The organism is Proteiniclasticum sp., from assembly GCF_032054185.1.
Taxonomy (GTDB): Bacteria; Bacillota; Clostridia; order Clostridiales; family Clostridiaceae; genus Proteiniclasticum.
Genome location: NZ_DAMBTF010000005.1, coordinates 41,886 through 57,280, shown reverse-complemented (window position 1 = coordinate 57,280; position 15,395 = coordinate 41,886). Strand labels below are relative to the sequence as shown.

Sequence of the window (15,395 nt, the reverse complement as noted above, 5' to 3'; positions counted from 1 at the left end):
GCTCCTCTCTCTCTATGTCTTTATCAGGTCTAAATGAACAATGTGGCATTGGAATCATCGGACTCAGCAAGCATATAGCCTACACCGCCGAATTTCACGCCATCAAGAAGCTCCTCTTCTTTAATACCCAGAAGATCCATACTCATCTGGCAGGCGACGATTTCCACCCCGCTGTCCATTGCAGCTTTGATCAGCTCTTCAAGTGACTGAACATTTTTCTTCATCATGATGGAACGGATCATCTTTGGCCCGATTCCGCCCATGTTCATTTTTGAAAGACCTAGCTTCTCCGATCCCTTAGGCATCATGAAGCCGAACATCTTCTCGATGAAGTTTTTCTTCACAGGAGCATGATTGCTTTTTCTTAAGATGTTGATCCCCCAGAAAGTGAAGAACAGGGTCACTTTCTTGTCCATTGATGCTGCACCGTTGGCAATGATAAAGGATGCGATGGCTTTATCAAGATCTCCGGAAAACACGACCATGGTCATGTTTTCTTTTGTCAGTCCTGTATTTGCACAGCCGATGGAGACTGTATCTTCCTCAGTAGAAAGTCCTTTTCTGACGGAAGCTTTGATCAGACCTTTATCCTTTCTGACATCCATGAGTTCATTTCCGGTTCTTCTTGCCCAGGCTTTGATGTCTTCATAGAATCCCATATCAGAAGCCGTGATATTTACAACATCACCGGAGGATGCTTTATCCATGGTGCTTTTCACTCTCATAAGAGGACCTGGGCAGCAGAGTCCGGTGGCGTCAAGTTCAATGGTACTGCCTGTCTGGATGATTTCTTTTGATTCCATGCTGATCTCACTTCCTTCAGTTTCTGCAGGTTTGTTCAGTGCATTATAAAGTTTGAATCCTCCGGTGAGATTTCTTGTTCTGAAACCGTGCTGGTTCAGGATTCTTGATGCGATGTATCCTCTCAGGCCAACCTGACAGTAGATATAGATCTCTTTGTCCTTGTCGATTTCAGACATCCTTTTTCTCAGATCGTTAAGTGGAATATGGATTCTGCCTTTGATGTCACCGTTCAGCACTTCCACTTCATCACGTACGTCAAGCAGTATCATGGTTTCAGTATCAAAATCTTTCTGGAACTGATCGAGAGTGATATTGTCCACAAGACCGTCCATGGTGTTTTCAGCAACAAATCCGGCCATGTTTACTGGGGATTTGCCGCTGGAAAATGGCGGAGCATAGGCTAGCTCCAGTTCAGTAAGATCATCTATGCTGCCTCGATACTTGAGTACTGTAGCGATGACATCAATAAACTTATCCACGCCTTCATAGCCAAGGGCCTGGGCGCCAAGAACCTTTCTGTCCTGATCGAAGATGAGCTTTATGGTCATCTGTGTCGCACCAGGATAATATCCGGCATGATTATTGGGATGGATGAAGATGGATCTTGCATCCAGTCCGTTTCTCTTTGCGACTCTCTCGTTCATCCCGGTTGAGGAGGCGGTCATATCGAATACCTTGAGTATAGATGTACCGATTGCTCCCTTGTAGATGGAATCTTTTCCGGAAATATTGTCTGCTATGATCCGGCCTTGTCTGTTGGCGGGTCCTGCAAGAGGGATGGCTGTTTTCCCGCCTGTAAGATAGTCCGTTATTTCTACAGCATCTCCGCCTGCATAAATGTAGGGGAAATTGGTTCTCAGATGATCATCTGTAATGATGTGTCCGCGCTGACCAAGTGCGATCCCTGAATCTTTAAGGAAAGCTGTATCAGGAGAGACGCCGATGGCTGATACCACAAAGTCTCCTTTAACGATCTTACCGGAATTGAGGACCACCTCAATCTCGTCTCCGGTTTCTCTGAATTCGCATACACCGTCCTCGAGATAGAGGGAGATTCCCCGATCTCTGAGCTCCTGCTCTACGATCATGGACATCTCGCTGTCAAATGGAGCAAGGATATGGGGTGCAGCTTCGATGAGTGATACGGTAAGACCTCTTTCAAGAAGGTTTTCGGCGGTTTCCACTCCGATGAAGCCTCCTCCGATGACTATGGCTCTGCCTTGGAGATTTCTGTCTGTTTCCTGTTTGATTCTGTCCATGTCCTTGATGTCACGAAGCGACATGACTTTTGGAGAATCTATGCCTTTAATTGCCGGCTTAAGCGGCTTTGCACCTGGGGAAAGAACAAGGAAGTCGAAGCTTTCCTCATAGGTACCTCTGTCCTTAGAGAGAACCGATACGGTTTTCTTTACGGGGTCGATTCCGGTCACCTCAGAAAACACTCTGACATCCAGATTGAAGCGGTCGTTCATGGCTTTTGGGGTCTGAAGGATCAGTGCATCTCTTTCTCTGATCACTTCGCCGATATGATAGGGCAGTCCGCAGTTTGCAAAGGAGATGAATTCACCCTTTTCAAAAACCACGATTTCCATGTTTTCGTCCATTCTTCTCAGTCTTGCTGCGGCTGATGCCCCTGTGGCTACTCCGCCGATGATGATTGTTTTTGACATATTATAGATCCTCCTGTGGATATAAACTTCTGATGATATTAAGAACCTGTTCATTTTTAAGGGTATAAGTGATTTCAAGTCCGCTTCGGACACCTTCTATGATTCCTGCGGTTTTCAGTTTCTGGATATGCTGTGAGATGGTGGACTGCGGCAGATTGAGACAATCCTGAATATGGGTCACATTGCAGCCGCCCGTCTTCAGAATACCTTTCAGAATGCATAACCTTGCTGGATGTCCCATGGCTTTGAGTATTTCTGCATACTCATTGAATTCATTGATGTTGTTTTCCATGACTGCCTCCAATACATAATTTATCAATACATCCGTATATTACGTTATTACAATATACTTGTCAAGAAATTATCAATAGTTATTTTCTGTCAACCTCAATGCAGGGCGAGCCTGCTATGGAGACAAACAAAAAAACCTGTGTCATTCTCCACAGGCTTTTTGCTTTTTCATTATCTGCTGTTATCTTTTCTGAAGCTTGATCGTACTGACCATCAGATATGCCATAGCCACCATGATGATGATGACGAGGAATCGAAGGTCCAGGCTGTTTCGAAGAAGCAGCATAAAGAGGGTGACCACGCAGCCTGCAATGGTTATGGGAACGCCCATGAATACTCCGTTGAAGCTGCTTGAATTGTATCTTGCCAGTCTGTATGAACCGGCAACAGGGAAAATAATAACAGGTATAAGTCCTAAAAAACTATAATCTGCAAGACTGAACATGAAATATGCCTGCAGTGATGGTGCAACACCGAAAGAAACAAGATCGGATAGAGAATCCAGTTCTTTACCCAACGGACTTTCGGCATGGAGAAGTCTTGCGATTCGACCATCATATCGGTCAACAAGTCCGGCTCCAAGAATAAAGAGTCCGGAGTTCAGGTAGTCACCTTGTACAGTTGCGATCAGTGACAGGATTCCAAGTGACAGGTTCAAAAATGTTAATATGTTCGGAATAAATCCTCTTTTCATATGTCGTCAAGGATAATCGTCATGATATATCCATCCCCTTTCTGTATAAAACATGATTAGTACCATTATAAACCAACTTCCGAATTTGACAAATCATTATCTTTAAAGTCATCATAGTCAGCTGTTCAGAATGGGTAGTGCTATGGATACATTGATATGCAGTGAGGGTACCTCGACTCTGATCGATACAATAGAGGCGGGAGAATTGTAATGAAGGCGAAAAAATGCGTATAATATAGCTGATATGGTTTTGAAAGTGTATGGGCTTGGAGAAGAGATAACTCCATGAAAATCAACGCATATCCAATGAAAAGCCATAAAATCTATGGAGGATGCAATATTCCCGTAATCGGGTATAATTAGCTTAAGAGTGATTATTTGGAGGATACATATGAAAAAGGTGAAATTCATTTATAATCCCCATGCGGGAGACAACTACATCATCGACAAACTCGATGATGTCATTGAAATCCATCAGAGACATGGTTACATCATCGTACCGGCAAGACTTGATGATCATCTTGATATGGCGGGAGCTATGGCAGACATTGAAGATGATTACCATCATATCCTTATAGCCGGCGGGGATGGGACAGTGGATATCCTCATCAACTATATGATGAACAGAGGTATCGATCTGCCCATTGGCATACTGCCCATGGGGACGGCCAACGACTATGCGAAATACATCGGAATACCAAAAGATATTTCCAGGGCACTTGATATGATGTTCAGGACAGAACCCAGAAGAATGGACATTGGAAAAATCAATGACAAGTATTTCCTTAATGTGGCCAGCACAGGTCTTCTAACTGATGTTTCTCAGAAAACACACAATGAACTGAAAAATGCCATCGGTAAATTAGCATATTATATAAAGGGGATCGAACAGATTCCTTCTTTCAGAAAGATTCCCGTCAAGATCAGATCCAACGATGGCGAATTTGAAGGCGACATGTATGCGCTTCTGGTTTTTAATGGAAGAACAGCCGGAAATCTTGACCTTGCCTATAAATCCAAGGCTGATGATGGTCTGCTTGATGTGATCATCATCAAAGCAAACCTGAAAGAACTGGTTCCGCTCCTTGGCAAACTGCTGCGGGGAGACCACCTGGAAGATCCGGTCGGTCTTATGTATTTCCAGACAAAGGAGATATTTGTCGAGACAACAGATGAACTCATCGTAAGTGATATTGATGGAGAAAGAGGACCGGATTTTCCACTACATATACGGTGCATACCTGATGGAATACAGGTGATGGGTGTGGGTAATATATAAACGGATCAGGCCTCCATTCATGGAGGCTTTTTTTCATATGCATTTTCCGCTCAGATACAGATGTTTTCAATGTATATTGACAAAAGATTGTACTTGATGTAATATTTACACCAGAATTCCTAGTGGTTTACTAGGAAATAAAAGTGAGGTAATAGAGATGATTTTTGAGAATTCAATCGAAATGGTAGGGAATACTCCCTTATTGAAAGTTAACGGATTTGATGCAAAGAACCGCGCCGAAGTTTATATCAAACTGGAAAAGATGAACCCTGCAGGAAGTGTCAAGGACAGAGCGGCTTTAGGCATGCTGGAAGATGCTGAGAAAGAAGGAAAGCTTAAGAAAGGTTCAGTCATTATTGAACCTACAAGCGGAAACACCGGAATTGCACTGGCCATGCTGGGAAAAGCGAAAGGCTACAGAGTCATCATCGTCATGCCAGAATCAATGAGTCAGGAAAGAAGAGCGTTGATCAAGGCATATGGTGCCGAACTGGTATTAACCGATGCTGCTGCTGGAATGAAAGGCGCAATCGCAAAGGCTGAAGAGATCAGAAACGAAGTGGGAGAAATGGGATTCATACCTCAGCAGTTTGTAAATCCATCCAATCCTTCAAAGCATTATCAGACCACAGCTATGGAAATCTACAAGGATGTACCGGATGTCGACGCATTTGTTGTAGGAGTCGGTACAGGAGGAACCATTACCGGATTTGGTCAGTATGCCAGAGATAACGGTAAAACAGTTAAGATTGTTGCGGTAGAACCTGTAACATCTGCTGTACTTTCAGGAGAGAAACCAGGACCACATAAGATTCAGGGAATTGGTGCCGGTTTCATACCGGACAACTATAAAAGCGAGTTTGTTGATGAAATTGTAAAAGTGTCCACAGAAGATTCTTTCGCATGTGCAAAAGAGTTCGGACAGACTGAAGGCGTACTCATCGGAATTTCCGCAGGAGCAAATCTTTTCGGTGCACTGGAAGTTGCCAGAACACTCGGTAAAGGGAAAAAGGTCGTTACCGTTGCCCCCGATGGTGGAGAAAAGTATATCTCCATGGGCCTGTTTGATTAAAAGTTGAGGTGAATGATGTTTAGAGGGCTTCATGAAGATGTGAAAAACGTATTAAAGAATGATAAGGCGGCAAAATCCTATCTGGAAGTGCTGCTTCTCTATCCTACAATCCATGCCCTCTTTGCATACCGGATCGCTCATTTTTTCTACATGAAAAAACTGTACTTTCTTGCCAGGCTCATCAGCCAGGTTTCAAGATGGACTACAGGAATTGAAATCCATCCAGGAGCAAAGATAGGAAGAAGGCTGTTCATTGACCATGGTATGGGTGTCGTCATCGGTGAGACAGCTACAGTAGGCGATGACTGCATAATCTATCATGGGGTCACCCTAGGCGCTACAGACTGCGATGCGCCGAAAAGGCATCCTGATCTTGGCAATCGCGTCATGATCGGTGCAGGAGCGAAGATACTCGGCCCGATAAAGATATCCGACGATGCAAAGGTCGGCGCAAATTCGGTTGTTCTGAAGCATGTTCCTGAAGGTGCGACAGCCGTTGGTATACCAGCCCGTATACTGGTTCAGAAGAATGATGCTTCTGAAATCAAGTACCTGTACTACAACTACATTTAAGAGAAGTTTATGTCTGAATGTCTTGGGGTAACCTGAGACATTTTTTCGTTTATTTAAAATTCTCAGAACTTGCTCTATAATAAAGGAGAGTTCCTTTAGGACTGAACGATACTTATGGAGGTGAAGGAATGGAAAATATGATGAAAAATGAAATCATCGATAAGCTCGAGAATATGGGTTTAAGTGCCTACGGATTTATGAAGGTACGGACACTTGAAGAATCACTCTCCTATTTTGAGGAAAGAAAGAGGCTGGATCTCACCACATCCTTTGAGGAAAATGAACTTTCAAGGAAAATAGATCTAAGCTATGAAATGAATAACGCGCAGACCATTATCAGTGTGGCTTTTCCCTATTTTTATGATTCCTATATCCATAAAGAAGGTTATTTTTCACTTTATACATTGGGTAAAGACTATCATCTTGTCGTCAAAGACCACCTTGAAAAGGTTGCGGATCTTCTGCGGGAAAAAGGATATCAGGCAAAAGTGTTCGCCGACAACAATTCACTGCCCGAGCGCTATATCGCCCATGTGTCAGGAACAGGAGAAATCGGTAAGAATCATATGGTGATTACAGAAAATCATGGAAGCTATGTGTTCCTCGGTGAGATTCTGACGGATTTCATCATGGAAACAGAGGAAAGAGACTGGAAGGAAATCCCCGAGCATAGAATATGCGGTGACTGCACAAGATGCATCAAAGCCTGTCCTACACAGATCCTTGGCAGTGAACTCTATGATACTAAGCGCTGCATGTCTTTCATCACTCAGAGCAAGGAAGTGACCGATCAGGACATGCTTCTTTTCAGAGGCCGTCTTTTCGGATGCGACACCTGCCAGAGAGCCTGCCCTTTCAATCAGGGAATCAGAACAAGTCCCATAGAAGAATTCAGGCCACGAGAATATATGAAATATCCGAATCTCATGGAGCTTGTCTCTCTGACGAATGAGGATTTCAAACGATACAAAGAGACTTCATCAGGATGGCGAGGGAAAAAGCTTCTTCAGAGGAATGCCATGATCGAACTCATGAGAAGAGGGCAGAATCCCCCTGATGAGATGGTGAATACCGAATATCTGAGGGCGTATTATAATAGACTTAAGGTGCTTTTCAACTTATAATAAAAATATCAATTAAAAGGGGATATAAAACATTGAGAGAAATGATTTTAAAGGCACTTGCAATAGCTCCCGAAGGTGTCCAGAGATTTGTGGCACGCAGAGGACTTAAGTATATCTTTACAAAAATAGCAAAGGTGGAAGTAGAAGGGAAAGAGAACCTTCCATCAAAAGATGAGACTGTGATATTCATCTGCAATCATCTGAGTAATATAGACGGACCTGCACTGAATGCTGTATTGGGGGATGTATACAAGCCTACATTTGTTGCGGGTCAGAAACTGACCAGTGACCCGTTCACTGGCCTGTTCAAGAAAGTGTTCAGAAGCATAAACATCAAGCCCAATTCACCTGACAAAGCGGCGATGAAAGAAATCATAAACCTGCTCAAGTCGGGCAATAACGTTGCAATATTTCCGGAAGGAACAAGATCAAGAGTCGGATCCATGATCGAGGGAAAGAGAGGAATACTGCTCATTGCAAGACTTGCAAAAGTAAGAATCGTCCCTCTTGCCATGACTGGCTCAGAGAAAGTTCTGCCCATAGCCAAGGACGGCAATATGACAGGTGAAAAACTCCATAAAGGAACAATCAAGGTCAGGGTGGGCAGACCATTCAGCATCCCTGAAAAAACTGAAGAGCAGACCAAAGAAGACTATGATCATGACACCATGGAATTCATCATGAGAAATATTTCTGTGATGCTTCCCGAAGAGTATAGAGGAGTGTACAGGTAGTCCTCTGAAGATGAAATATTGGAGGAGCAATGAACAGAAAAAACAGAGAAGTTATAGAGATACTATATGAAACGCATCCGGATGCCAAATGCGAACTTGAGCATGAGAACGCGCTCCAGCTCCTGGTTGCGACGATACTATCTGCCCAGGCGACGGACAAGAAAGTCAATGAAGTCACCAGAGAAATGTTTGCAAAATATCAGACCCTTAATGATTTTCTGACCATTACTGAGGAGGAGCTCGAAAGCTACATCAAGGTGATCGGTCTTTATAAATCCAAAGGCAGAAATCTTATGAAACTGTTTCCGATTCTGAAAGAACAGCATGGAGGAGAGGTGCCTCGGACCATGGAGGAGCTTACAGCACTTCCGGGAGTAGGCAGAAAAACGGCAAACGTCGTCCTGTCGAACGCTTTTGGTGTACCTGCCATTGCAGTGGATACCCATGTCTTCAGAGTGAGCAATCGTATCGGGATCGTAAATGAACCCAACGTGGAAAAGACTGAAGAATCTCTGATGAAAAAAATCGACAGAAATCTGTGGATTGATGTGCATCATCTGCTGATCTTTCATGGCAGAAGAATCTGCACCGCAAGAGCACCGCAATGTGGTATCTGCCCGGTGAATCATCTTTGTACTTACTATAAGAAGAACAGGAAATTACTCATTGTAAAAAATGATACGAAAGTTAAACCATAACGTTAAGGGATGAAGAAAGGGTGTGACAGGATGAATTCAAAGAAAACCATACTGAATTTAATGAAATCAAATGTCACAGCCTTCCTTATTATGTCTCTTCTCTATGCTCTGATTTTTGGCGCAAGTCATTATTTCACAAAAGGTGGAGACATCATGATCTCACTGAAGCTTGATGTCGCAAACATCCTCATCGCACTTGTTTCAGCCTTTCTTCTTATCCTTTATGGCTACTATACCCAGAAGAAGTATCATTATCTTCTTGCACTGGGTGTATTTTTTGGCTCTATTGTTGAGTTCAGGGAGAATCTGTTTATCATAGACGGTAAAATCGATTCCACATTTCTGGGGTTTTACCTGATTCTTCTGATTCTCGTGGTCTTCATCATGACCTCGGCACTGACCTACACTCGGGTCGTGAAACTCAATATCGAAACCATGATTTATCTCACGGTTTTCATCCTGCTTTTCTATGTTTTCCTTCAGATGTATGTGATTTCAACCCCGGTGATTATTGATGACTGGAGTCTGTGGCCGCTTGAACTCTTTATGCTCGCTTCGATTCCTTTCTTTTTCGGATGGTATTTTTCGACCTTCATCACAAAAAAGAACAGTCTCAATTTATCGATCTATCTGAGCAGTCTCAGCTATTTTGCGTCTATGGCATGCTACAGTGTGTTCAATAAGGCACAGGATTACAGATATCTGTTTACGGGAACAGTCTTTGAAACACTCACCTACGGTATATATTTTGTTTTTGTTCCGCTTGCCTTCTATGAAATCATAAAAGAGAAAGACGATATCATCAAAAAATCTGAGGTTCTGAAGAATAATCTTTTCATGTTCTTCAAATCGGCCGAATACAACGAGAATATTACAGTGTTTGTCAATTCGAAACATGAGATTCTCTATTCGAACTCGAAGTACAAGATCTTCTTCAACCATTATGGTCATGTTCTGGATGAGAGTATGTCCCAGTATCTTTCCGAAAAATACGAAGTGATCAAATACAATATGAATTATTCTTCCTCCATGAAGCTTGAAATCGGAGAAAATTCTTTTATTCTGGATGTGGATGTGGTCTTTATCGAGCAGGATGATGAAGAGATTTTCTGTGTCACTGCAAAGGACATCACAGTCATCCGCGCCATGCAGGAGTCTCTTGAGCGGTCGGAATATAAATACAGAAGCTTCTTCAATCTGATTCCTGATTTCATTTTCCTTTATGACATCGGAAAAAACAGAGTGATTGAGGCCAATGATATGGTCTATAACGATTTCAAGAATCTGCCCAGCAGTCCGCTCAGCAGTAATCAGGAAGAGGAACGATTCATGGGCATGAGTTTCCGTGAGTTAAATGAGATCGGTGAACGGATCACGACAGGGGAAATACTGAAACTGGATATTATGGAAATTACGGACCACAAAGGTCAGAATGTTTATGTTGAACCGAATTTCAGACTCATCAGCTTTGAAAAGAACAAGAAGCAGATGCTGGTCTTCCTGCGAAATGTCACAAATTCCGTGAAGCTTCATGAGCTGAGAATAGAAAATGAAGCGAACATCCGAAAGCTGTATATTGCAGAAGAAAATGAAAAAATGTTCAATGAGTTCTTCACCAATATGTCACATGAACTGAGAACACCAATCAATGTCATACTTTCTGCGCTGGACATGATGGAAGTTTCCGCATATGAAAAGATGAAATCCGAAAAATATGCTCATCTCATCAGACATAACTCATACAGACTCATGCGTATCGTATCGAATATTCTGGACATCACCAAAGTGGATTCGGGGTTCTATAAACTCTATATGCAGAATCATGATATCGTCAGCTTCACTGAAGATATCGTGATGTCGATCCTTCATTATGCTGAAGGAAAAGGACTTAAAATCATTTTTGATACCGAAGTGGAGGAGCACCTTGTGGCATTCGATCTTCAGTCTCTGGAAAGAGTTCTGCTGAATCTTCTGAGTAACGCCATCAAGTTCACCAAGTCAGGGGGCAGTATCTTTGTGACATTGAGTATTAACAGCGAAGATGAAAAGGTGTATATCGACGTGGAAGATACCGGAATCGGAATATCTTCAGAGAACGTTGATCAGATCTTCAACAGGTTTATTCAGGTGAATAAATCAACCACAAGGGATAATGAAGGAACCGGAATCGGGTTGTCCATTGTGAAAAAACTTATGAATCTCATGGGTGGAGATTGCGTAGTGAAAAGCGAGCTCCATGTGGGCACAACATTCAGACTGATTCTCAATGATGAAGTGATCAGTGATCTTGAACATAATCCTAAGGATCAGGATTTCTTCACCAAAACTTCAAATCGGGTGGATATCGAGTTTTCGGATCTCTGAGTACAGTAAGGACAGGACCTTTGAAATTGCTTTTCTGCAAATCGGGTATCCTGTCCTTTACATTCTCAACGGATATTTTTTCTTGTCAGATACAACTTTTGGTGCAATAATGAAGTTTAGAATTTTAGATGAGATAGAAAGAATTGGAGTGATCAAAATGAAAATCGGTGTAATAATGGGTGGAATATCAAGTGAAAGAGAAGTATCTCTATCCTCTGGAAGAGAGATTCTGAATAATATCAATTTTGGTGAATATGAAGGTGTGGAAATCGTTCTTGACGGTAAAGCGGATATCTACGAGAAGGTCAAAGGGATCGATTTTGCGCTTCTTGCACTTCATGGTAAATATGGAGAAGATGGTACAGTGCAGAGCATTCTTGACAGTCTGGATATCCCATACTCAGGGTGTGGAATGGCATCAAGTGCCGTATGCATGGATAAGGATCTGACAAAGTGTGTGCTTCAGAGTAAAGGGATAAGAACAGGAGACTGGTTTGTGGTGAGAAGTCTCAATGAGGTTACGGAAGAGTCTGTTGCCGTATTAGGTTATCCTGTGGTGGTGAAGCCGAACTGCGGTGGATCATCCGTTGCGACCTTCATCTGCTCAAGCTATGAAGAAGTGCTTCACGGCGTGGAGGAAGGGCTTCTTGTTGACACTGAAGTCATGATTGAGGAGTTTATTAAAGGTGATGAAATCACTGTACCGATCCTGGATGGTGAAGTGCTTCCTACGCTGATCATCAAGCCTGCCAAAGGTAAATTCTTCGATTACTCTTCAAAGTATGAAGACGGCGGCGCTCTTGAGGATATCATAGAATATGAGGAAGAGCTTCAGAAGGAAATCAACGAGATGGCGATGAAGACGTTCAAAGTGCTGAAATGTGACATCTATGCCAGAGTGGATTTCATCATCCGTGAGGGTGTTCCGTACATACTGGAAATCAATACACTGCCTGGAATGACAAAGACATCCCTGTTTCCCAAGAGTGCAAAGGGAATCGGGATTGACTATAAAGGGCTGCTTGACCGTATCATCAGTTCATCCATGAAACTGAGGTCTGTTAAGTAAACGGAATAAGAACTCAAAATAATAGAGAAGCAGTTTCAAGGCATAAATGATTGCCCGGACTGCTTCTCTTTGCTTTCTATGTCTATTTCTGAGCATAGCTTACGATGAGATCGTAAGTCGCCTTCATGGATTCCATATGGGTTCTTTCATATCCGTGTGATGCAAATACACCTGGACCGATGAGTGCGGTTCTGATGTCGTATCCTGCGCCTAAGGCTGCTGAAGCATCAGATCCGTAGAAAGGATAGATGTCTGTTTCATAAGGGATATTTTCACTTTCGCACAGATCTTCAAGGGTTCTTCTCAGATCATAATCATAAGGACCGGAACTGTCCTTTGCACAGATATTGACTTTAAATTCCGAGCTGTTCTGATTGTTTCCCGGTGCGCCCATATCCACTGCGATGAATTCGACCAGATTCTCCGGAAGAGCGGCTTTGGCACCGTGCCCGACTTCTTCGTAGTTCGAGATGAAGAAGTGGATTGTTGACTTCAGAGGTGTGTCCTTAAGCGTCTTCATGGCTTCAAGGAGAATGGAGACGCTTGCTTTATCATCCAGATATCTCGATTTGATGAAGCCGTTGCCTAGGATCTTCAGTTTAGGGTCGATAAAGACAAAGTCGCCCACTCTGATGCCAAGATCCTTGACATCATCTTCACAGCTTACTTTTTCATCTATGATGATTTCCATGTTTGACTGAATTCTTTCCAGTGTTCTTGCATCTCCGCCATCGATATGGACGGAAGGTTTGGTGGTCTGTATGGTACCGCTGATCAGTCTGTTTCCGGATGTTCTGATCAGACAGTTTTCGGATTCAAGTGTATTGAACATGTATCCGCCGATAAGGGTGAATTCAAGAGAACCTTTTCCTTTAATGCGCTTCACCATTGCACCAAGTGTGTCGACATGGGCAGAGAACAGTCGGCCTTCCTTGTTCTCACCGCTTATAGTAGCTAAAATGGCACCCTTGACCGTAACTTCATATGGGATACCTGAATTATCCAGCTCTTTTCTGATATATGCCATGACTTCGCCATGGTATCCGGTTGGGCTGTTGATTTCGATAAGATTTCTTAGAGTCTGTGTGATATTCTGTTCAAAAGTCATGCGTAACCTCCCAAGGTTAAAGATATAGTTATCATAGCTCAAAACTCTTCATCTGTATAGATTTCGGATCGGATTGCTTTGGAATATGTGAATGTATTGTTCAAAAAGTGTACTGATTATCAAGAGAATCTGGTAATATCTGTAAATTCTGCATTTATCAGCTGAATATGGCTTATTCATTTTACAGATCAGGAATTTTACCGTATCATATACGGATAATGATTATTAATTGAATTCAGATCATTAAATGTTTTATTGTATATTGTTACAGATTTGAGAGATTTATCCAAATAGCTCATGGTATAATAATTATAGTTAATGAGGAAAAGTAATGATATTAATATGGGAGGGTAGGGTAATTTAATTACCATGTATAATATGAAAAGAAAAGCGATTCTTGCCATGATATTACTATTCACAGTTTTTGGGGTAGGTGCATTTCGAGGATATGCCGTAGAAAAAGAGAAACAGGCCACAGAGGCCATCGTCATTGAAGCTAAAGCTGAAGCTGAAAAAGTTCAGGATGCTCAGGACCAGATGATCATCAGCTCCTGGGCAGACAAAGTCTATCCGGGTGTAACCGTGATGGGTGTAGATCTTTCTGGGCTGACTAAAGCTGAAGCGAAATCGCTTCTTGATACTGATGTCATGAACAAGCTGAAAGGACACACCATAAACATCAGTGCAAAAGATAAGGTATTCCCGCTTACTCTTGAAAAGCTGGACATCACTCTTGATTCTGATAAACTGGCCGATAATGCCATAAATTATGGAAAAGATCTGACAGATGAGGAAAAGCTCAAAAAAATCGGAAGTGTTGAAGAAGCGAGCATTGACCTGTCCTTTGAACATAATGAAGAGAAGATAAACGAATTTGTTCAGAGTCTATCAAAAGAAGTCAATCAGGAAGCGAAGAATGCAACCATTAAGAGAGCAAACGGTGCATTTACGATTACAGAACATGCTGAAGGCAGAGTGATCGATGCGGATAAACTGATCAAGGACATTAAAAGTGCTCTGGTTGAACTGCTGCCCGATCAGACCATAAATGCGGATATCGTGGTTTCACAGCCTAGAGTTACCGCTGATGCATTAAAGAAGATCGACAGCCAGCTTTCATCCTATACAACGAAGTACAGCACTTCAGCTGCGGGAAGAAAATACAATGTCGGGTTTGCGGCATCTAAGATCAATGGAGCCGTAGTCATGCCTGGCGAAACGTTCAGCTACAATAAGCAGGTAGGACCTGTCACTGCAGCAGCGGGATTCCGCAATGCTGGTGTTTATGTAGGAAATAAAGTTGAAGACGGTATCGGCGGAGGCCTTTGTCAGGTATCCAGTACGCTATACCAGGCCGCACTTCACAGCAATCTCGGTATTGAACAGAGAAGGAATCATTCAATGGCGGTATCTTACCTGAAGCCTGGTATGGATGCTGTAGTTTATTCCCCATCTCTTGATCTGAAATTCACAAATACATATGAGAACCCCGTTTACATCTCAGCTTACGGAGACGGAAGCACACTTACAGTCGCTGTCTATGGACACAAAGCGGATATGGGCGGATATGAGTACAAGATCTTCAGCGAAACCACATCAGTGATTCAGCCGAAGACCATAAGAAAAGAAGATCCTACTATGTTTGAAGGTGAAGAGAAAGTGGACCTCAAGCCGGTAATCGGCTATACTTCAAAGACATACAAGCAGACACTTAAAGATGGTAAGGTTGTAAAGACTGAGCAGATTTCAAATGACAGCTATAAGAAGGTAGACCAGGTAATCCTTTATGGAACCAAAAAGAAGCCTGTCGTTACACCACCAGTGGTTGAACCCCCAGTGGTAGAACCTCCAGTGGTTACACCACCTGCTACTCCACCTGCAACACAGCCATAAAATATACTAAGTTGATGGATCC

General features: G+C 42.7%; 13 protein-coding genes. 9 read left to right on the top strand and 4 right to left on the bottom strand.

Going from position 1 to position 15,395, the window contains the following annotated elements; genetic code table 11:
- Positions 1–29: 29 nt before the first annotated feature.
- From RTX25_RS04010 to RTX25_RS04000, 3 genes are all read right to left on the bottom strand, one after another.
- Positions 30–2,474, bottom strand: a complete 2,445-nt coding sequence (locus RTX25_RS04010) for a DsrE/DsrF/DrsH-like family protein (RefSeq protein ID WP_312650795.1) — start codon at positions 2,472–2,474, stop codon at positions 30–32.
- A gap of 1 nt (position 2,475) precedes the next feature.
- A complete protein-coding gene (locus RTX25_RS04005) occupies positions 2,476–2,766 on the bottom strand; it encodes a metalloregulator ArsR/SmtB family transcription factor (RefSeq protein ID WP_312650794.1) in 291 nt (96 codons plus the stop codon).
- 180 nt (positions 2,767–2,946) lie between these two features.
- Positions 2,947–3,459: a CDP-alcohol phosphatidyltransferase family protein gene (locus RTX25_RS04000; protein WP_312650792.1), complete on the bottom strand. Its 513-nt coding sequence runs from the start codon at positions 3,457–3,459 to the stop codon at positions 2,947–2,949.
- A gap of 391 nt (positions 3,460–3,850) precedes the next feature.
- Here RTX25_RS04000 and RTX25_RS03995 point away from each other — a divergent pair, with 391 nt between their 5' ends.
- The 8 genes from RTX25_RS03995 (at position 3,851) to RTX25_RS03960 (ending at position 12,372) form a co-directional block, all read left to right on the top strand.
- Positions 3,851–4,738: a YegS/Rv2252/BmrU family lipid kinase gene (locus RTX25_RS03995; protein WP_312650790.1), complete on the top strand. Its 888-nt coding sequence runs from the start codon at positions 3,851–3,853 to the stop codon at positions 4,736–4,738.
- Positions 4,739–4,895: 157 nt separating this feature from the next.
- Positions 4,896–5,810 carry a cysteine synthase A gene (gene cysK, locus RTX25_RS03990; protein WP_312650789.1) on the top strand — a complete coding sequence of 305 codons (915 nt, stop codon included), beginning with the start codon at positions 4,896–4,898 and terminating at the stop codon, positions 5,808–5,810.
- A gap of 15 nt (positions 5,811–5,825) precedes the next feature.
- Positions 5,826–6,383, top strand: coding sequence for a serine O-acetyltransferase (cysE, locus tag RTX25_RS03985; RefSeq protein WP_312650788.1), 558 nt, complete (start codon positions 5,826–5,828; stop codon positions 6,381–6,383).
- A 128-nt stretch (positions 6,384–6,511) separates the two neighbouring features.
- Positions 6,512–7,507 carry a tRNA epoxyqueuosine(34) reductase QueG gene (queG, locus tag RTX25_RS03980; RefSeq protein WP_312650787.1) on the top strand — a complete coding sequence of 332 codons (996 nt, stop codon included), beginning with the start codon at positions 6,512–6,514 and terminating at the stop codon, positions 7,505–7,507.
- Positions 7,508–7,548: 41 nt separating this feature from the next.
- On the top strand, positions 7,549–8,241 hold the full coding sequence (locus RTX25_RS03975; RefSeq protein WP_312650975.1) for a lysophospholipid acyltransferase family protein: 693 nt from the start codon (positions 7,549–7,551) through the stop codon (positions 8,239–8,241).
- A 29-nt stretch (positions 8,242–8,270) separates the two neighbouring features.
- On the top strand, positions 8,271–8,939 hold the full coding sequence (gene nth / locus RTX25_RS03970) for an endonuclease III (RefSeq protein WP_312650786.1): 669 nt from the start codon (positions 8,271–8,273) through the stop codon (positions 8,937–8,939).
- 30 nt (positions 8,940–8,969) lie between these two features.
- Positions 8,970–11,303, top strand: coding sequence for an ATP-binding protein (locus RTX25_RS03965; RefSeq protein ID WP_312650785.1), 2,334 nt, complete (start codon positions 8,970–8,972; stop codon positions 11,301–11,303).
- 157 nt (positions 11,304–11,460) lie between these two features.
- The gene (locus RTX25_RS03960; protein ID WP_312650784.1) at positions 11,461–12,372 is read left to right on the top strand and encodes a D-alanine--D-alanine ligase; all 912 of its coding nucleotides are present in this window, start codon (positions 11,461–11,463) and stop codon (positions 12,370–12,372) included.
- An 82-nt stretch (positions 12,373–12,454) separates the two neighbouring features.
- On the opposite strand, the gene RTX25_RS03955 is transcribed toward RTX25_RS03960, so the two are convergent.
- Positions 12,455–13,480 carry a M42 family metallopeptidase gene (locus RTX25_RS03955; protein ID WP_312650782.1) on the bottom strand — a complete coding sequence of 342 codons (1,026 nt, stop codon included), beginning with the start codon at positions 13,478–13,480 and terminating at the stop codon, positions 12,455–12,457.
- Positions 13,481–13,849: 369 nt separating this feature from the next.
- Here RTX25_RS03955 and RTX25_RS03950 point away from each other — a divergent pair, with 369 nt between their 5' ends.
- On the top strand, positions 13,850–15,373 hold the full coding sequence (locus RTX25_RS03950) for a VanW family protein (protein WP_312650780.1): 1,524 nt from the start codon (positions 13,850–13,852) through the stop codon (positions 15,371–15,373).
- Positions 15,374–15,395: the final 22 nt, after the last annotated feature.